Source organism: Alienimonas sp. DA493 (assembly GCF_043951915.1).
In the GTDB taxonomy this organism is placed as follows: domain Bacteria; phylum Planctomycetota; class Planctomycetia; order Planctomycetales; family Planctomycetaceae; genus Alienimonas.
In genome coordinates, this window is sequence record NZ_JBINJD010000103.1 from 1 (window position 1) to 18566 (window position 18566).

16 protein-coding genes and 1 pseudogene are annotated in these 18566 nt (G+C 71.9%); 12 read left to right on the forward strand and 5 right to left on the reverse strand.

Features of this window, described 5'->3' with window-relative positions:
- From ACG2DA_RS15220 to ACG2DA_RS15230, 3 genes are all read left to right on the forward strand, one after another.
- A partial coding sequence (locus tag ACG2DA_RS15220) for a TerB family tellurite resistance protein (RefSeq protein WP_395256640.1) occupies positions 1 to 773 on the forward strand: 773 nt, incomplete at its 5' end.
- 59 nt (positions 774 to 832) lie between these two features.
- Complete coding sequence (locus tag ACG2DA_RS15225; protein ID WP_395256641.1) at positions 833 to 1474, forward strand: sigma-70 family RNA polymerase sigma factor; 642 nt, start codon at positions 833 to 835, stop codon at positions 1472 to 1474.
- 123 nt (positions 1475 to 1597) lie between these two features.
- Positions 1598 to 2275 carry an HAD family hydrolase gene (locus ACG2DA_RS15230; protein WP_395256642.1) on the forward strand — a complete coding sequence of 226 codons (678 nt, stop codon included), beginning with the start codon at positions 1598 to 1600 and terminating at the stop codon, positions 2273 to 2275.
- Between the two features lie 466 nt (positions 2276 to 2741).
- Here ACG2DA_RS15230 and ACG2DA_RS15235 read toward each other — a convergent pair whose 3' ends face one another.
- Positions 2742 to 3848: an HDOD domain-containing protein gene (locus tag ACG2DA_RS15235; RefSeq protein ID WP_395256643.1), complete on the reverse strand. Its 1107-nt coding sequence runs from the start codon at positions 3846 to 3848 to the stop codon at positions 2742 to 2744.
- Positions 3849 to 4174: 326 nt separating this feature from the next.
- Here ACG2DA_RS15235 and ACG2DA_RS15240 point away from each other — a divergent pair, with 326 nt between their 5' ends.
- The 5 genes from ACG2DA_RS15240 to mog all read left to right on the forward strand — a co-directional run bounded on the left by ACG2DA_RS15240 (position 4175) and on the right by mog (position 9884).
- Positions 4175 to 5680: a hypothetical protein gene (locus ACG2DA_RS15240; RefSeq protein WP_395256644.1), complete on the forward strand. Its 1506-nt coding sequence runs from the start codon at positions 4175 to 4177 to the stop codon at positions 5678 to 5680.
- A 54-nt stretch (positions 5681 to 5734) separates the two neighbouring features.
- A complete protein-coding gene (locus ACG2DA_RS15245; RefSeq protein WP_395256645.1) occupies positions 5735 to 7966 on the forward strand; it encodes a diguanylate cyclase in 2232 nt (743 codons plus the stop codon).
- Between the two features lie 116 nt (positions 7967 to 8082).
- The gene (locus ACG2DA_RS15250) at positions 8083 to 8910 is read left to right on the forward strand and encodes a citrate/2-methylcitrate synthase (RefSeq protein WP_395256646.1); all 828 of its coding nucleotides are present in this window, start codon (positions 8083 to 8085) and stop codon (positions 8908 to 8910) included.
- A 36-nt stretch (positions 8911 to 8946) separates the two neighbouring features.
- On the forward strand, positions 8947 to 9360 hold the full coding sequence (locus ACG2DA_RS15255; RefSeq protein ID WP_395256647.1) for a hypothetical protein: 414 nt from the start codon (positions 8947 to 8949) through the stop codon (positions 9358 to 9360).
- Positions 9361 to 9389: 29 nt separating this feature from the next.
- A complete protein-coding gene (gene mog, locus ACG2DA_RS15260) occupies positions 9390 to 9884 on the forward strand; it encodes a molybdopterin adenylyltransferase (RefSeq protein ID WP_395256648.1) in 495 nt (164 codons plus the stop codon).
- 66 nt (positions 9885 to 9950) lie between these two features.
- On the opposite strand, the gene ACG2DA_RS15265 is transcribed toward mog, so the two are convergent.
- Positions 9951 to 11258 carry a hypothetical protein gene (locus ACG2DA_RS15265; RefSeq protein WP_395256649.1) on the reverse strand — a complete coding sequence of 436 codons (1308 nt, stop codon included), beginning with the start codon at positions 11256 to 11258 and terminating at the stop codon, positions 9951 to 9953.
- Between the two features lie 149 nt (positions 11259 to 11407).
- Between ACG2DA_RS15265 and ACG2DA_RS15270 the strand changes: the two genes are divergently transcribed.
- From ACG2DA_RS15270 to ACG2DA_RS15280, 3 genes are all read left to right on the forward strand, one after another.
- Complete coding sequence (locus ACG2DA_RS15270) at positions 11408 to 12580, forward strand: isocitrate/isopropylmalate dehydrogenase family protein (RefSeq protein ID WP_395256650.1); 1173 nt, start codon at positions 11408 to 11410, stop codon at positions 12578 to 12580.
- 8 nt (positions 12581 to 12588) lie between these two features.
- Positions 12589 to 13185, forward strand: a complete 597-nt coding sequence (locus ACG2DA_RS15275) for a hypothetical protein (RefSeq protein WP_395256651.1) — start codon at positions 12589 to 12591, stop codon at positions 13183 to 13185.
- Between the two features lie 137 nt (positions 13186 to 13322).
- Positions 13323 to 14012: a Uma2 family endonuclease gene (locus tag ACG2DA_RS15280; protein WP_395256652.1), complete on the forward strand. Its 690-nt coding sequence runs from the start codon at positions 13323 to 13325 to the stop codon at positions 14010 to 14012.
- Between the two features lie 168 nt (positions 14013 to 14180).
- Here ACG2DA_RS15280 and ACG2DA_RS15285 read toward each other — a convergent pair whose 3' ends face one another.
- The 3 genes from ACG2DA_RS15285 to ACG2DA_RS15295 all read right to left on the reverse strand — a co-directional run bounded on the left by ACG2DA_RS15285 (position 14181) and on the right by ACG2DA_RS15295 (position 17120).
- A complete protein-coding gene (locus ACG2DA_RS15285) occupies positions 14181 to 16058 on the reverse strand; it encodes a pilus assembly protein TadG-related protein (protein ID WP_395256653.1) in 1878 nt (625 codons plus the stop codon).
- A gap of 110 nt (positions 16059 to 16168) precedes the next feature.
- On the reverse strand, positions 16169 to 16693 hold the full coding sequence (locus ACG2DA_RS15290; RefSeq protein ID WP_395256654.1) for a TadE/TadG family type IV pilus assembly protein: 525 nt from the start codon (positions 16691 to 16693) through the stop codon (positions 16169 to 16171).
- Positions 16686 to 17120 (reverse strand): TadE/TadG family type IV pilus assembly protein, encoded by a 435-nt coding sequence (locus tag ACG2DA_RS15295; RefSeq protein WP_395256655.1) that lies wholly within the window; start codon positions 17118 to 17120, stop codon positions 16686 to 16688. Before ACG2DA_RS15295 ends, ACG2DA_RS15290 begins: the two co-directional genes overlap by 8 nt.
- Positions 17121 to 17770: 650 nt before the next feature.
- Between ACG2DA_RS15295 and ACG2DA_RS15300 the strand changes: the two are divergent.
- Positions 17771 to 18566, forward strand: a pseudogene (locus ACG2DA_RS15300) (hypothetical protein); the annotation flags it as partial.

Below are 18566 nucleotides of genomic sequence, written 5' to 3' on the forward strand. Positions count from 1 at the left end.
GGGGACCGGGCGACGGCTTCGACCGCCTGCGGGTGATGGTGCGGTGGTCGGCGACGCCGGCCTCCGGCGACCGCCGCGACCCGCAACGGCTCGGCCCGCAGCGGATTCGCACCGACGAGATGATCCTCAAACGCAAACGGGGGGCGCTCTCGGCGGTCGACCGGACGTTCTCCTCGGCCGGCTGCGAGAACTGCGGCGCCCCGATCGACGCCTCCCGCCGGGACGCCTGCGCCTTCTGCGGGGCCCCGCTCAACGACGGCTCGAACGGCTGGGTGCTGGAGGACGTGGTCGCCTACCAGCCGCTGGTTCACGAGGCGCTGCGGTCCTCGACCGACGCCGACGAGCCGCCCCGGCTGGCCGCCGAAGGACTGAGCAATCACGTCGAACTGCTGACGGCGACCGCCCGGATGCTGTGGGCCGACGGCGAACTGCACGACAAGGAGCGTCGCGATCTGCTCGCCTTCGCCCAACGTCACGGGATCCCCCGGGAGCGGGCCGAACGGCTGTTGGAGAGCGCCCGGGAGGCGGAGGGAACGCCCGCTCCGCCGGACGATCCGGCCGCGGCGAAGGCGTGGATGGACGGCCTGGTGCGGGCGGCGCTGATCGACGGCCGGCTGGACCGCCGCGAACGCCGGTTGCTGAAGCAGGTCGCCGCGAACGCGGGGTGGTCGTCGGCGGACCTGACGCTGGCGATCCGCCGCCAGCAGGCGCGGCTCTACCGGCAGGCCCGCGGCGTCCTCGCCGAGCATCGGGAGCGGCGCCGCGGACATTGATTTCGCGCTCGCTACAATCGCCGGCCCGCCCCCCGCGTCCTCCCGCCCGCCCCCGCCCCATGTGGCCCAACAGCGACGAGACCCAGCAGTTGCTCGCCGACGCCGGCCGGGCCGAGGGGCCGGCCCGCACCGACGCCCGCAACGACCTGATGGACCGCCACCGCCGCTCGCTGGAGCGGCTGGTCCGCATGCGGCTGGACCGGCAGGTGCAGCGCCGGGTGGACGCCAGCGACGTCGTCCAGGACGTGCTCCTGGAGGCCCACAAACGGCTGGACGACTTCCTGGCGGACGGCTCGATGCCGTTCCACCTCTGGCTGCGGCAACTGGCCCGCGACCGGATCATCGACATGCACCGCCGGCACCGCGTCGCGGCCAAGCGGAGCGTCGACCGGGAGCAATCCCTCCAGGGCCGCCCCGGCGACGACGACGAGGACGGCGTCCGCCTCGCCGCCCAACTGAAAGACGCGGAGCTGACCCCCGCCGCGGCGACCATCCGTAAAGAGCTGGAGGAAAAATTCGTCGCCGCCCTCGACGAACTGAGCGAGGACGACCGCGATTTATTATTGATGCGGCATATCGAAGGCCTCGGCAACAGCGAGGTCGCCCAGGCGCTGGGCCTGAGCCAACCCGCCGCCGGCATGCGGCACCTGCGGGCCCTCCGCCGGCTCCGCAAGGTGCTGGGCGAGTCGGCGGAGCCGTGAGCGGATGGGGATCGCGGATTGGGGATGTCGAATTGGGGATGTCGGATGTGACGACCGATTTCCCTCGCCGCTCCTCCCCGACGTATCTCCCATCCGACATTCCACATCCTAATTCCGGCATTGATGCACGCAATTTTATTCGACATCGACGGCACCCTGCTGCTGGCCGGGTCCGGCGGGCCGGCGATGGCCGCGGCGGCGGAGGCCGCGTTCGGCGCCGCCCTGGACGAGTACGACGTCCACTTCCACGGCCGCACCGACACGGCGATCGCCCGGGAATATCACGCCGCCCACGAGGCGGAGCACACGCCGGAGAGCCACCGCGTCTTCCAGGAGGCCTACCTCGACGCTTTGCCCGGAGTGCTGGCCGAGGGCGACGGTCGCGTGCTGCCCGGCGTGCCGGCCCTGTTGGAGGCGCTGGCCGCCCGGGAGGACGTGCTGCTCGGGTTATTGACCGGCAACTACGCCAAGGGGGCCGCGGCGAAGCTGTCGCACTTCGGCCTGGCGCAGTATTTCGATCTGTCCGTCGGCGGCTACGGCGACCACACCCCCGACCGCAACGAGGTCGCCCGCACCGCCCTGGAGGCGTTGCCGCCGGAATTGCAGGCGAACCCCAAGGCAGTCTGGGTCGTCGGCGACACCCCCGCGGACGTGACCTGCGGCAAGTCGATCGGGGCGAAAACGCTGGCCGTGGCGACCGGGCATTATTCCCGCGACGAACTGGCCGACAGCGCCGCGGACGCCCTGTTGGACGACTTCTCCGACACCGCCGCAACGCTGCGGGCGCTGGGGTTGAGCTGACGCCGATCGCGTGCGGTTTCGCGGGGACCCCGAGTCCGTCGCCCCCGCGAAACCCCAAGCGACGGCCGACCGGGTGAAGCCTCCGCCGCCCCGCCGGATCGGGGGGGAAACGTCGCCGCTTCGCCCCCGCCCCGCCGCACCTGCACGGCACGTTCGAGAGCCTCCGCGGGGAGTTTCTGCTGGAACCGCTGCCCGGCGGGCGGACGCGGCTGACGGGCACGACCTGGTGCCGCACGAAGATGGCCCCGCAGCCCTACTGGGCGGCGTGGACGGACGCGATCCTGCACCGGGTGCACCGCCGCGTCCTCGGCCACGTGGCGGCCCTGGCCGAGAGCGATGCGGGGTGAGGCCGGGCGAACCGACGCCGAGTCGGTTCGAGAACCAACCCGAAGCGTCCGCGAGGAAACTGGCAGGCGGATCCGCCGCCGACGCCCTCGCGGACGCTTCGGGTTGCTGTTTGAACGGCCTACCGCTTCGCCGCCAGCGTTTCCGGCTGGGCGGCGGCGAGGGTCAACTCGGGGCAGTCGAGCTGCTCCGCCCAAGCCGCCGTGGTGGCGAGTTTGTCCGGGGCGGAGACGCCGGGGTAGAGGTCGGCGTCCTCCGCGGAGGCGTTCAGCACGCCGGCCAGAATCCGACCGGTCGATCGGCCGGGGAACCACGTCCGCACCAGCTCGTCGGCTCGGCCCACGCTGTCGGCGGTCGGGAAAAGAATGGCGTCGGCGAAGCGGTCGGCGATGCGAACCACCACGTCCAGCGCCGCGGCGGGGGCCCCGCCGGGGGACCCGTCCGGGCCGGGCTCGTGCGGTCCGCGGTGGTGTCCGCCGGCGGCGTCCGCCAGTTCCTCCGGCAGCCCCCACTTCAACAGGAACCGGCCGCCCAATTCCGCATGGTCGACGCCGTAGCGAGCCCGCTCCGCGGCCAACAGGTCGGGGCCATGCGACGTGCCGAGGTGCAGGTCGGGATAGCCGGACGGGTCGAAGCCGCCCAGCAGCATCACGCCGAGGTCGCTCAGCAGGGCGGCGGTGTAGGCCTCGTCGGCGGCGGGGGATTCGCCGCTGCCCCCCTTGGCCAGTTCGGCGGCCGCCGCGGCGCTGACCACCGCCCGCCGCCAGACCGCCGCGTGCAGGGGTTTGTCGGGGATGAAGCGGTCCGCGAGGCTGAAGGTGACCGCCAGCAGCCGCAGGCTGCGGCGGCCGACGTAGGCGGCGGCCCGTCGCACGCCGGTCACCCGGTGCCGCAGGCCGTAGCGGGCGCCGTTGACCACCCGCAACAGCTTTGCGGTGAGGGCCGGGTCGCACTCCACGCAGCGGACGACCTCCCGCATGTCGAAATCGTCCTGGCCGGTCAGGGTAAGCAGCCGGCGGGAGGCGAGGTCCCCGGCCTGCAACTCCGCCACGGAGGAGATGTACGCCTCCAGCTTCGCCGGGTCCGCGGGCGGAGCGTCCGACGGCGTGCCCGAGGAGACCGCCGACGGGGCGGCGTCGGCCAATCGCGGGGCGGCGGCGGCCAGTCGCGAGGCGGGGCGGAGCCGGGGCTCGGGTCGGTCGGGGCGGTAGGGGGCGGCGGCGATCATGGGACGAACGGCGACGGGGGAGGAGAGAACCGCGGGGGACGGCAGCGACGCCGGCGGGAGCCGACCGGCCTCGGCGAGAGACGGCGTCTTGTCAGGGGTAGGTCGAAACGGCGGGCGGGGCGCGACGCCGGTCGGCCGTCGGCCCGGGGAAGTCCCGACCCGGGCCCCGCCGCGCCGAAGATGCGGGTCGCCGGGGCCGTTCGGCCGCGCGGGCCGCCGCCGGACGGGCCGGCCGGCGAAGCGCCCGGCGCGGCGGGGAAATCGGACCTACGGTCGATTTCGTCCCCTCGTCGCAGGGGGCCTCGCCCCGTTTCCCCGCCGCTCTCATGCCCGCCCTGCCGACTGGCGACGAACTGAAAACGCTGCCGTTGCGGGCCGTGGTGGCCTACGCCCACCGCTGCGCCGCCCGGGCCGCCCGCCGCTGTCTGCCGGACGCCGGCGCCAACGGGGGGATGCCCTCGGCGTTCGGGTGCGGGGAGGCGGTCCGCCGCGCCCTGCGGCCGGCCGCCAAGGTGGCCGCCGGCGAAACCGTCTCCTCCCGCGAACTGACCGCCGCCGAAGACGTGATCGTCGCCACCGTCGCCCGCCTGGGCCGCGGCGACGAGGACCGCGACGAGCACGGCCGGCAATACGCCGACGGCACGCACCTCAACCCGACCGGCCGGGGGGTGGCGATGACGGCCAACAGCGCCTACGCGGCGCTGGCGGCGGCCTCTGCGGTGGCGGACGAGACCGCCGGCAGCCGCTCCATCCGGGGGCACCGGGCGGTTCTCAGCGCCCTGACCGCCGCCGAGGCCGCCGCCGGCGCCTGCCCGCCGATCCGCATCGGCATCCGCCGCGACTTCGGCCTGCTCAGCCGGTTGAACCTCGGCTCCTTCCCCGATGTCGGCCGCGGCGTGGACGTCTCCGACGGCGGCCCGTTGGGCTGCTGCGGCGAAGACAACCGGCTCGCGGCCGTCGGCGCCGCCTGCTCCCTCGACGACGCCCCCGGCGCCGGTTGGGAGGAGGACGGGGACGCCGCCGCCGCGGAGGCCTCGGCCGACGACGGGACCGAAAAGCCCGCTCGCGAGACGGCCCGCCAGGACGAGCCGGACGAACCGCCGGCCGCCCCCGCGCAGCCGGCCGCCCCCGCGCAGCCGGCCGCCCCGCCGGCGTCGGACCTGTCGGCGTCGGATCCGTTCGACGATCCGCTGGACGACGATCCGCTGGACGATCCGTTCGGCGACACGCTGCCGGCGGTGATGAACGACCCGTTCGCCTCCCCGTCCGCCCTGACGCACTGGAGCCCGTCGGCGTCGGAGCCGGGGGAGCCGGACTCCCCCACGCATGCCGGCACGGCCCTCACGAACGCCGGGGCGGCTCGCTCATCGGCGGCGCTGGCCCGGCGCGAAGCCGGGCTGGCCGCCCGCGACGCCGCCCTGTCCGCCCGCGAAGCGGCGCTGGCCGAGCGGGCCGCCGACCTCGCCGACCGCGAGGCCGACCTGGCCGGCCGGGAGGCGGAGCTTGCGGATCGGGAAACCGAACTCGCCGAGCGCGAGTCGGAGCTGGACGACCGGGACGCGGCGCTGAAGGAGCGGGCCGTCGCCCTGGACGCCGCCACCCGGGCGGTCGCCGAACGCACCCGCACCGCCGCCGGCGAACTGTCGGCGGTGCGGGCGGAGCGGCAGGAACTCGCCGACGCCGCCGCGGCCCTGCAGGGCGTGCTCGATCGGCACCCGCTGCTCCGCGGGGCGTCCGGCTCCGCGGCGCCGTCCGTGGCGCCGTCCGCGGGCCGGCCGTCCCGGGTTTCGTCCTCCCGCACGATCCCGGAGGCGGCTCACGCCGCCGACTGACCGGCCCCCCCGGCCTTTCCTCTCCATTGTCCTGATCGATCGGAACCCGCCCCCATGGTCGCCTCCCCCAGCGCCCCGCCGCCGCTCGCCCCGGAACTGGCCGTTCAGGACCGCGGTCGCGCCGCCGGCTTCGACGCCGGGCGGCCCGCGGCGGCGTCGGCCCCGCCGCGGCCGACGGATTCGCCGCGGCTGCTGATGGATCTGATCGATCTGCGACCGCCCGGCGGGACGCCCGCGGGAGCGCCGATCGCGGCGGTCTGCCGGAACGCCCTGATCGACGCGTTGCGGCATCGGGACCACCGCACCCTCACGCACTCGCACCGGGCCGCGTGGCTGGCCGGCGGGGTCGCCCGCGGGCTGGGCGTGGGCGGGGCCGAACTGGCCGTCGTCGAGACCGCCGCCCTGCTGCACGACGTGGGCAAAATCGGCGTGCCGGACAACATCCTCTATAAACCGGGCCCGCTGTGCCCGGACGAGGCGGAGTTGATGGACCTGCACCGGGGCATCGGCTCCGCGGTGTTGCAGGCCTGCGGGGCCAGCGACGACCTGCTCGCCGTCATCGGCCGCATCGGTGCCGAGGACGACCTGGACGACGACGGGGCCCGCAGCGAGGTCCACGACCTGCCCGGTCGCATCGTCAGCCTCTGCGAGGCGTACGACGCCCTCCGCACCGATCAGCCGTACCGCGACGGCTACCCGCACGAGGCGGCGTTGAAGGCGCTGTCCGGCCGCACCGCCCATCGCTACGACCCCACGATCCTCGACAACCTCGACCGCTGGGTGCGCACCCACGGGGAGGCGTCCGCCCTGGACGAGTTGCTCGCCCCCGCCCGGAACGCCGGCGCCGACTCCGCCGCGGCGCTGCGGGCGGTGCGGTTCTGCCACATCTTCGGCTACCTGTCCCTGTTGGAGACGCTGTACGAGGGCTTCTGCCTGCTGGACGCGGACCTCCGCTGCACCGTCTGGAGCCCCGGCTTGGAAGGCCTGTTGGGCCATCGGGCCGGCGACCTGCGGGGCGAGATCCGCACGGGCCGCACGCTGGAGCTCGTCGACCTCGACGGCAACCCGCTGTCCGACGCCGACCGCCCGCTGGACCGCGTGCTGACCACCGGCCGCCCACTGGTGGAGTCGGTCAGGGTCCGCCGCGTCGTCCGCGAGGACGCCCGGGGCGACGACGAGGACCTCGGCGAATGGGCCGACGTGGAAGTGCAGGTCTTCCCCCTGACCGACCCCGACGGCGGGGTGCGGGGGGTGGCGGAGATCTACCGGAACCTCAACCGCCGGCAGCACCGCCCGCGGGAATATCGAGAGCTCCGCCGGGCCGCCTCCCGGGACGCCCTCACCGGGGTGGCGAACCGTGGGGAGTTGGAGTCCCGGCTGGCCCGCGCCCTGCGGGAGAGCCGCGAGGAGGGCCGCCCGCTGGCGGTGATGTTCCTCGATCTGGACCACTTCAAAACGATCAACGACACCTGGGGCCACGCCGTGGGCGATGAGGTGCTCAAGCACCTGACCACGCTGCTCAAGGCGGAGTGCTACAGCGGCGAGACGGTCGGCCGGTACGGCGGGGAGGAGTTCGTCGTCGTCTGCCCGCAGACCGACCTGGCCGCCGCCGCCAAGCGGGCCGACCGCCTGCGGCGGGTGATCGCGGACACGAAGGTCAACGGCCGCTCCCAGCCCCGCCCGACGGCCAGTTTCGGCGTCGCCGCCCTCGAGGAGGGCGACACCGTTGAATCGCTGGTCCAGCGGGCGGACGCGGCGCTGTACGTCTCCAAGGAGAGCGGCCGGAACAAGGTCACGGCGTGGACGGAGGCCCAGCGCCGCGACGGCGCCGACCCCGCCGCCGCCGAGCGGCGGAACCGCACCGCCGACGCCCCGGCCGCCGACGCCCGGGGCGAGTCCCGGGGCGGCTTCCGCCTCGAACAGACGGTGCAGGCCTGCCTGGCGGCGTCGATGGTGGTGCACAAAATGCGCGGCTTCCTGGAGGACCACGCCGCCCGCGCGGTGAGCGTGTCCGACTCCGAGATCCGCTTCAAACTGGGCCAGGCGGGCCTGACCGGCCGCTGGGGCCGCCGCCGCGACGACTGCCCCGTCGAGGTGCGGGTCAAGGTCGGGGCGGAGCTGATCAAGAACCGCAGCGCCGTCGGCCTGAACGACGTGACGATCACGATCACGCCGCTGGGCTGGGGCGTGAAGCGGGCCCTGTGGGAGGAGCGCAGCGGCCAGGTCGCCCGCGAACTGCGGGGCTACCTCGCCGCCGGCCAGAGCGAAGCGGAGCAGTGGAAATGACGTCGCCTCCTCCCCGCGGAGCCGGGCGGGAACCGTCGGGCGGGGGGCGCTCCGGTGGCGACGATCGGGCCGGTTCGCCAGACTATGCGGGTCCGTTACCGGTCTGATCGCCCCCCATGCCCGTCGGCCTGTCCGCCCATCTGCACACGGCCCTCTGCCGCGGGGAGGAGGCCGCGGACGTCCGCGGGTACCGCCTCTCCGAGGCCGCCAGCGGGGGGACGTTCGCGGACGTCGCCTACCTGCTGTTGCACGGCTCGCTGCCGGACCCGGACCACCTCGCCGACTTTCGCACGCTGCTGACCTGCGCCGCGGAGGTCCCCCCGATCATCCGGGGGCTGACCGAAGAGCTGCCCCTGCACGTGACCCCCGGGCAGACGCTCCGCACGGTGGTCAGCCTGCTGGGCGAGTTCGACTCCCAGGCCGGGCTGACCGGTCCGGGGGCGTTCCGCACGCAGGCCGTGGACCTGATGGCCCGCCTGCCGCTGGTCTTCGCCGCCACCCGGTTCTTCAAGAACGGCAAGCAGCCCGCGGCGAACCCGGCGTTGTCCTTCTCCGCCGACCTCGTCCGCCTGCTGACCGGCAAGGCCCCGACCGAGGCCGAGGAGGTCGCCTTCATGGCGGACATGGTCCTCGCCGCCGACCCCGCCCCCAGCCCGGACGTGTTCGCCGCCCGCCTCGCCGCGGCCCGCGGGGCGGACCTGTACGGGGTGGTTACCGCCGCCCTGTGCAACGGCGACGGCCCCCCCGGCGGCGGGCACACGATCACCGATCAGGAGGACGTTACCAGCGCCGTGGCCCGCTGCGTGGCCCGCGTGCCCGTCTGGGCCGCCCACGCCATGGAGCAGCTCCGCCAGTTGGAAGACACCCCCGGCGGCCACGTCGAAACCACCGTCACCTACGACCGCCCCACCGAACGCCTGTTCGAACCGCTGAACGAGCGGTAATCTGCGTTCATTGAACCGGTGTTCTGAAGTCCGGACATGCCGTTCACTGATATCCTCAACTGCGGCGAACCCGAACTGTGGGACGTACTTGATTCTGAAGCCGCCTACGCCAAAGACCTCTGGTTTCAGGCGAAGGGCATCGGCATGATCGAACTGTGCAAGCTCGGTGAGGCACTGGGCGTCGCATCCTATGAGGAACTCTTCGACGGGTTCGACCTGATTGGGGATCCCCGTGACGACGGGCCGTGGCCGCAGACGATTCCAGAGTCGCTCACGAAGCGAATTGGAAACCTGACAGACGGCGAGATCGCTGCGGTTCTCCCCGAGTGGGCGGACGTTGAGGAATTCGGCGGAACTGTGACCGAAGATTCGCTAGCCGATTACCTCAAGCGACTGCGAAAATGGCTGGACGGCCGCGACGGCCCGTTCTTCCTCATCAATTCGCTCTGAACTTTGCTTCTCCAAAAGATTCTCAAGTCGTGCTCCGCGTCGGCATCCTAACCGTCTCCGACCGGGCGACCGCCGGGGTCTATGAGGACCGCGGCGGCCCCGCCGTGCGGGCGTTTTGCGAGGAACGGCTCGCCGACCATGACGGCGGCTGGGAGCCGCACGCCCGCGTCGTGCCGGACGAACCCCCGCAGATCCGCGACGCGGTTTTGGGGCTGCTCAAAGACGGCTGCCGGCTGATCATCGCCACCGGCGGCACCGGCCCCACGGCCCGTGACGTCACCCCGGAGGCCGTTCTGCCCCTGCTGGACAAGGAACTGCCCGGCTTCGCGGAAAAAATGCGGGCCGACGCCTGGGACGAGGTGCCCACCGCGATCCTCGCCCGCCAGGCCTGCGGCGTGCGGGGGAACGCGCTGATTCTCACGCTTCCCGGCAGTCCCAAAGCGATCCCGCAGTGCCTCGGGGCGGTGTGGGGGGCGGTGCCGCACTGTTTGAAGCTGATCGCGGACAACCCGGGGGCGGAATGACGAATGTCGAATGAGGAATGACGAACAGCGTCGTCCCTTCGTCATTCGACATTCCTCATTCGTCATTCACCCGACGATCCCCGAAATATCCAGTTCGTAAAGCTGCCGGCCGCCGTCGTGGGGGCTGTCGACGCAGACGGTGCGGCCGTCGCGGCTGGCGCGGGGGTGGGTGTCGCAGCGCCACTCGCCCTTATAAGCCGGCGGGCTGTGGAACGAGGCGAGGTCGAACCGCTCCCCCGACGGGACGTGATAGAGGTAGACGGTTTGCAGCCGCTCTCGGCCCTTCGGGTAGGTGTCGTTCAAAATCCACTCGCCGGTTTTCCACGGCGAGCCCTCCGGGGCGGGCAGATAGGTGTTGTGACCGTTGACCGGCATTTTGTCCGGCCCGACGGGCGTCACCTCGTCCGTGCGATCTTTAAATAGATAAAACCCCCATTCTTTCCCCGCCGGCTTCGTCCAGGCGCAGATGTGTTCCGGGTCGCGCCAGATAAAGTGGCTCGTCGAACCGCTGGGGTCGAGGACGTAGGGCTCCGAGCCGTCCGCGTTCACCGTGAACATGCGGGTTTGGAAGCCCCCCTTGCCGCCGTCCGGCCGCCAGCGGTGCAGCACGATGAACCGCTCCCCGTTCGGGCTGAACAGTAGGTGATTGAAATAGTGCTTCGCCCCGTCCATCGACGGCTGGCGGGGCTCGATCGCCGCGGCTTGGGCGATGCTGAAGATGAGTTCGCTTTCCCCGCTGTCCAGGTCCACCGACCGCACGCCGCTGGCTTCGGGCGCCAGTTCGTCCGCGTGCGGGTCCGGCAGGCCGGCGTAGCCGTAGCCGGGCCGCAGGTCGTTGATCCGGCGGAAATCCGCGTTAATCCCGGTCTTGCCGTCCGGGGCGAGGGTGTAGACCGGCTCGGGAATCGTGCGGAGGCTGGGGCCGTCCGTCGGTTCGAGGCTCAGGTCCAGCAATCGGCAGACGAAGCGGTCGCCCTCCCGGTCGTTCCAGACGATCTCGTCCCCGTGCCCCGGCCGGAATTGCAGCATGCACCCCTGCTGCCAGCCGAAGGCGGCGGACCGGCCGACCTCCTGGAAGCCGTCGTCGGCCCTGCGGTCGACGAAGCCGACGCCGATCGAATCGTCGGCGGTCGGACTGCGGCCTTCGAAGTCGACCGCGTTGCTCAGCACGAACTGGTCGCCGGGCGAGAACTGCAGCTTGTCGTAGTATCCGAACCAGTGATGCCGCGGCCCGTCGGTCAGCTTGCGGACCGGCACGTTCGCGTTCGCCACGCCCGGCGACTCCGCTCGGCCGCGGCGGGGCAGGGCGAGGGCGGCGGCCCCGGCCAGCGAGCCGGCGACGAACGAACGGCGGGACAGCGGCGGGGCGAACATGGCGGAATCTCCGGCGGGCGCGGCGGGCGAGACCCCCATCGTTCGCCGCGGGCGGGGCGGTCGCAACGCCGCGCGCCCGGCGGTATCCTGCCCCGCCGCCCGGGCCGTCCCCGGCCATCCGTTTCCGACAATATTCCGCCGAAATTTCGATGCACAAAGTCACCCTGATCCCCGGCGACGGCGTCGGCCCCGAGATTGCCCAGGCCACCCGCCGCTGCGTGGACGCCGCGATCGAGGCCCACGGCGGCAAGATCGACTGGGACGAGCAGGCCTGCGGCATCGAAGTCATCGAGGCCGAGGGCGGCGTGCCCGACCGCGTGATGGAGTCCATCCGCAAGAACGGCGTCGCCCTGAAGGCGCCCATCACCACGCCGATCGGCAAGGGCTTCCGCAGCGTCAACGTGTTCCTGCGGCAGGAGCTGGGCTTGTATGCCTGCATCCGCCCCTGCAAGCAGTACAAGGGCGTGCGGACGATGTACGAGAACGTCCCGGTGGACCTCGTCGTGGTCCGGGAGAACACCGAGGACCTCTACGCCGGCGTCGAGTTCCGGGCCGGCGAGCAGCCGACCAACGAGATCATCGAGGCGATCAACGACCGGGCCCCCGGCAAGAAGATCAACACCCCGCCGGCCGAAACCGGGATCAGCATCAAGCCGATCAGTCACCCCGGCACCCGCAACATCGCCCGCGAGGCGTTTAAATACGCCGTGGACAACGGCCGCAAGACGGTCACGTCCATCTGCAAGGCGAACATCATGAAGTTCACCGACGGCCTGTGGTACGACCGCACCCGCGCCGTCGCCCTGGCCTGCGGTGCCCAGTTCGAGTGGGAAGAGGAAAAAGAGGGCGTCGAGCCGGACGCCGAGGTGACCGGCATCGACGCCTCCGGCGTGAAATACAACGAGCGCCTGATCGACAACATGTGCATGCAGCTCGTCCAGAAGCCGGAGCTGTACGACGTCCTGCTGACGGAAAACCTCTACGGCGACATCCTCAGCGACCTGTGCGCCGGCCTGGTGGGCGGCCTGGGCGTGGCTCCGGGCAGCAACATCGGCCCGGACGCCGCGATCTTCGAAGCGACCCACGGCAGCGCCCCGAAGTACGCCGGCCAGAACAAGGTGAACCCCACGGCGCTGATCCTCTCCGGCAAGATGATGCTGGCCCACCTCGGCGAGCACAAAGCCGCCGACGCCCTGGACGCCGCCGTCGCCAAGGTGATCGAGGAGGGCAAACACGTCACCTACGACCTGAAGGCCGACCGCAACGACCCCACCGCCGTGGGCACCAGCGAAATGGCCGACGCGATTATCGCGGCGATTTAAAGCGGCCCATGACCAATCGTCGCTCCATCGACCGCCCCCCGGAGAGCCGCCCCATCTGGCTCGTCCGGGCCGGTCGGGAGGGGCGATATATCGGCGACTTCGAGGAAGCCGAGGTCGTCGGTTTGGGGTGGAAAGCCGCGGGAGTGGATGTTGACCTTCCGAAAGACGACCTCGTGGCGTTAGTACGTGCCGCCTATCCCGGCAGCTCGAAAAAAGCCGCCATGAGCGGGGCGAGCCAGTTGATCCGGTGGCGGGACGAAGTGACCGTCGGCGACGGGGTCGTCTCATATGATCGGGACCGGCGCCGTTATCTCCTCGGCGAGATCGCCTCGGACTTGAGGTACGACGAGGAGGCGTTGCCTGAACTGCCCCGTGTGCGGTCGGTTTCTTGGACGGGGCACGTCCCAAAGGATGTGTTGAGCGAGGGCGTTCAGAACTCGTTGAGCACCTTGCTAACGCTCACGAAGACCCGCGACGACGTCGCCGCGGAATTACTGCGGTACGCCGTCCCGTTGGATCGTTCGCTCGAGGAGGCCGCGGGGCTGACAAATTCGCCTGACGCTCGGCGCCACGCTCTCACCGGCCGGCGGAGCGGATGCGGATAGCGTGAGCATGTGGGGGACGCGCGTCGTAAGTTCAGGCGCCGCGTCTCGCGGCACGCTTTCTGCCGTCCGCGGACGCCCCCGGGGCGTGAGGGCGTCATGGCGGGTACAATGCGTCTCTCGAAACGAGGAGCCCTCCAATGCCGCAGCTTGCCGACCCGCCGCCGCCGACTGACGAGCGGCCCGCCGCCCGGCGGTCGCCGGTGTTGCACCGGCCGACGGTGCTGCGGGGGGTCACTTGGGAGGAGTACGTCGGCCTGCGGGCCAAGCCGGAGAACGAGCACGTCAAGCTGACCTACGACGGCCCGAACGGCGGCCTGCTGGAGATCGAGAGGCCGAACGGTTTGTTGCACGAGACCGTCTCCCGGATGCTGGCGGCTCTGATCCTAGCGTTTTGCGAGGAGCGGAAGCTGTCGGTCCGGCCGTCCGGCGCCGTCACTCAGAACCGTGAGGACCTCCGACGCGGTTTAGAGGGCGACGAATCGTTCTACCTCGCCCACGCCGAAGCGCTGCGGAGGCGAAATCACGTCGACCTCGCCGCCGGCGATCCGCCGCCGGATTTGTGCGTCGAAGTCGACGTCACCAGCCCGGGCGTCGCCAAGCTGCCGATCTACGCCGCCCTCGGCGTGCCGGAGGTCTGGGTCTGGGCGGACGACGCCCTCACCGTCCACCGCCGGACCGGCGACGACGGCTATAAAATTTCAGAGGAGAGCGGCGCACTGCCGGGATTCCCGGTCGCGTTCGCCGCCGAGCTGATCGCCCGGCGGGACGATGCGGAACACTTCGCCCTGCTCAAACAGTTCCGCGACCGCGTCCGCCCGGCGGCGTGACCGGGCGGACGGGCTCTCCGGAATGAAAGCGCTCTTCCCCTGAGCGTCGCGGCCGAGACCAGCCCGATGCGCCAGCATCGGCCGTCGGCGCAGCCGAAGTCCGACACACGCACGGCCGGAGCTTGCGCTCCGGGCTGGTAAGCTCCGCGACGACTCGCAGAAAAGCGCTCATTCCGCGTCGCGGTCGAGCATCAGGCGGGGCGGGGGGACGCGGGCGGCGATCTGGCGGAAGGCCTCCCGCAAGAGTTCCTCGTTCTCCTCGGAGCTGTTCCCGCCGGGCACGTCGATGTGCACGCCGCTGCCGGCGTAGCCCATCGCGTTCATCAGGTCGCTGTCCGCCCCGGCGCCCACGCTGAGGGTGTGCACCGTCGCCCCGGCGCGAATCGCCTCCCGGGCGTGATAGAAGGCGTACTGCTTGTGGCGGTCGCCGGTCGTGTAGTCGGCGGCGCCGTCGCCGTCGAAGTCGGTCAGTTCGTCCCAGTTCCAGTCGCTCGGCAGGGAGAAGCCGCTGGGGCTCACGTTGGCGTTGCCGTCCGTCATCACCAGGATCGTCGGCCGGGCGCCGTAGCGGCCGTGCTCGGCGAGCATCCGCTGGGCTTCCCTCACGCCGTCGCCCAGGCCGGTGGTGGACCGGTAGTAGCCGGCCTGCCGGTGCCGCTGGATCGTGTCGATCGCGGCGTAGTCCATGGTGATCGGGTCGTCGGAGACGTCCGCGACCATGCCGGCGTCCGGGTCGTTCACGCGGGTCTCCCAGCGGGCGGTCGTGTCGTAGCTGACCAGGCCGAGGTGGTCCCCGTAGCCGAGGCTGTCGAGGTACTGCGTCAACTGCGTCACGCCCTCCTTCATGGCGTGGAAGGGCTGAGCCGGCGCCTTCCACAGATCGGGGGTCTCCGCGTGGCTGGGGTGATAAGCGAGGATGTAGCTGACCAGCCCCGGCTTGCCGTACTCCATCAACTGGCCGGCGCGATAGGCGGTGTTGGTGTGCTCCATGAACCAGAAGAACTCGCTCCAACTGCCGCCGGGGAAGGAGTAGTCCACGCCGTCCAGCCCCAGGCCCCGGAGGGTGTTTTCCGTATTAAAGACGATCCGCTCGCCGTACTCGCCGAACTCCCGATCGTTCCGCCAGGAGCGCACCCGCACCTCCTCGACGCGGTAGCCGCTGGTGGAAAAGGTGTGGGACCGGCCGACGTTGTCGTGCCGCGTCCACCGGCCGCCGTTGTCCAGGACCCAGAGGCGGTCGATGTCGGCCGTGCTGGTGACCTGCCCGCCCCAGGGGCCGGGGGTGAAGGTGATATGAGGAATGCGGCGCTGCGTGTTCTCCGGCACGCCGTGCAGCGTGACCCGCTCCGGCACGTCCGGCAGCAGGCCGTCGTCCAGCCCGAGGGCGTCGTAGATCGCCAGCATATTTTCGGTCACCGCCGCCTCGCCAAGGCGGTCGAACGCCGGGAACTCGCTGTCGTCGTTCATCGAGCCGGAATAATCGAGCACCAGCACCAGGTCGCGGGGCTCGGTGTAGGCGATGCTGGAAACGCGAAACGAGTGCCCCGTCAGCCCGAAAATGCGACTGAAGAACGCCGGCATCTGCCCGTCCGGGGCGGAAACGTCCGGGTTCTCCTTGCGGGCGGACACCTCCACCACGTTGTACGGGGCGGAGCCCCACACGATGCGGTAGCGGCCTAGGTCGCCGTCGTAGACCCGTCGGCCCAACCGCACGTCGAGGTCGTCGTCCACGAACGTCTCGTTCATCCCGGCGACCTTCACGGCCATCGCCCGGGCCCGGCCGGCCATCTCTGCGTCCAGCGCGGCGGGGTCCTCGCCCTCCGCGACGACGTCGGACAACTCGTGGGCCGCGGCGAGGGCGGCGGCGTCCGTGGCGAACTGCATCCGCGCCCGCGTGAGGGAGATCAGCCCCAAGTCCACGCCCAGCGCCACGAACCCCAGCACCGCGAACAGACTGACCGCCGCGATCGGCGTGAAGACCCCCCGCCGGTCGGGGTCGCGGGCCGGACGCCACGGAACGCGGACGGTGTGCAGGAGGCGGATCATGAGTCGGCGGCGGTCAGGCGGGAGTCAGCGGAGAGTCGGCAAGGAGTCCTGTGGAGTCCCTGTCTCCGCAGGCGGCGGGGCGCCGCTCGCCGGCGGAGGCGGGGGCGGCGTCAGAGCGCATGAACGTCGCGGCCGGCGCGGAAGGTGAATCGGGCCCGCAGGCGCTCGCCGAACCACAACTGGGCGAACGCCCCGCCGGGCGTGGGCAGACTGGCCTCCATCGTGAACAGCTCCAGCCGGTTCTCGGCGGCGCCCAACTCGAACGGCTGACCGGCCGAGTCGCCTTCGGCGTGCGTCATGGAGAACGTCACGTCCTCCCGCGGGGTGCCGCCCGCGGCGAGGAAGTTCTTGACGTCCTGCTCGATCTTGTCCCCCGGGGTTTGGCTGCCGGGCAGGGCTTCGTCCCAGTCCATCGAGGCGAGCCGCCCGGCCTCCCGCAGCGCCGCCGAGAGGCGGTGCACCTGTTGGATGCAGGCGTTCATCTCGGCGCTGGCGACCACCAGCATGATGAAGAACGGCGCGAGGGCGGCGAACTCCACGAACGCCGCCCCCCGCCGCTCAAAGCGGCGACCGGAACGGCGGCCGATACGGCGGCCGAAGCGAAGGCCGCGGACGGCGGGGCGGCGGCTATTCATGGCGATTGACGGCCTGTCCGTAGATCACTTTCGGTCCGCCGTCCGGCCCTTTGAGCAGGAACGGGGGGATCAGGCTGACGTCCGCGTAGGTCACCTCCACCCGCACCAGAAACAGCTGGCGGGGGCGGGCGGAAAGCAGTTCGATGTTCGGCAGCGAGGTCGCCGGCAGCGACGTCGGATCGCCGCCGGCATCGAAGGCGGCGGCGTTCTTCACCAATACGCGGACGTGCCCGCCGGGGACCGCGGCGCCGGCGGTCTCCCGGGCCAGGGCCTCGACCTCCGCGGTGCTCACCCCCTCCATCACGCCGAATCGGCCGGCCTTCTCCGCGGCGGCCCGCATCGTGGCGGCGGTCATCGACGCGTGGTTCACCTCCATGATCGCCGCTAAAAACAAGGCGAACAGCGGCAGGCAGACGGCGAATTCCACCAACGCCGCCCCCCGCCGCGACGTGGGACGTCGACGAGACTTCGTGCGGCGGACGGGCGGGCGGGAAACCATGCGTGCGAAACGCTAGGTCGCGTCAATCGGTCGCGCCGGACGAACCCGCCGGCAGCCCCGGAGGTTCCCCTCGCAACGCCCGCCGAACCGGCGCCGCCCGCGCGACCCGCCGGGCGATCCGGCGGAAACGGGCCCGGCCGATCGGTTTGACCGCCCGTCGCCGCAATCGGCGTCGTCCGGGGGCGAACTGCAAGACCCGACGCCCCCCCGCCGCCGGGGAGAGCCGGCCCGGGTGTCGGGGGACCGGCGACGGCGGGGGGATCGGGGGCCGCGTCCGCGGCGGGCGCCGGGGACGCGATCTCTGCCCCGACCTCGAAGCGAGCGCCGTGCCGAAGCCCCCCCGCCGCAGCGGGGCGTTGCCGCAACTCTCGACGGATGCAAGGTTTATCTCGCCGTCCGCGACTCCGCGGGGGCGGCCTTTCGTCGGCGGCGCGTGGCGTTCGGACCTCGTCGGAGGCTGCGTCCGTGGCGGTTTCGCCACATTGCGGCCCCGGGGGCGCCGCTTGCCGCGGGGCCGGGGGCGAGCGTAGGGTGCCGGCGACCTCCAACCGCCCCCGTTCCCGGGGGCCCGCGCCGCGATGGCGACTTCACGACGAGAGAATCCCCGCCGGCAGAGCCGGATCGCCCGCGAGGCGGCCCGGATGCTGCGGGAGGGCGAACAGCCGGACCTCCCCGCCGCCGTGCAGAAGGCGGCCCGCCGCGTCTGCCGGGCCCGTCCGCGGATCGGCGAGATTCCCGATCCGCGGGAGGTGACCGCGGAGCTGGCCCGGCTGGCTTATCGGGACGAGCTCGCCGATGACGAACCGGCGGAACGGGACGACGCCCCCCCGCCGACGGTCGAATACGACGACGACCGCTTCGTCGCCTACCGGGCCCTGTTGGACGATCTGGCGGACGTGAAGCTCGGTTCGCCCCGGCGCCCTGAGGGCGACTGCCTCACGCACAGTTTGCAGGCGTACGTGTTCGCCACGCGGGAGACGGCGTGGGACGAGGAGTTTCTGCTGGCCGCCCTGCTGCACGACGTGGGCAAGGCGATCCACTACCGCGACCCGGTCCCGGCGACGCTGGAGGCGCTGGACGGGCTGGTCACGGAGCGGACGCGGTGGTTCGTCGAACGATTGGAGGAGGGCCGCCGCTGGATCGGCGGGGCGCTCTCCCCGCGGGCGCTGCGGCGGCTGACGGCCCACCCGGACGGCGAGGCCCTGAAGGCGCTGGCCCGCTGCGACGCCGCCGCCGTCCGCCGGGCGATGCGGGTCCCGCAGCTCGACGAGGCGCTCGCCCAACTGCGGGCCCTCTCCGACTGGACCGGCGGTTGGGAGGACCCGGAGGAGGACGCCGACGACACCCTGTGGGCGACGGACGACCGCTGCGGGT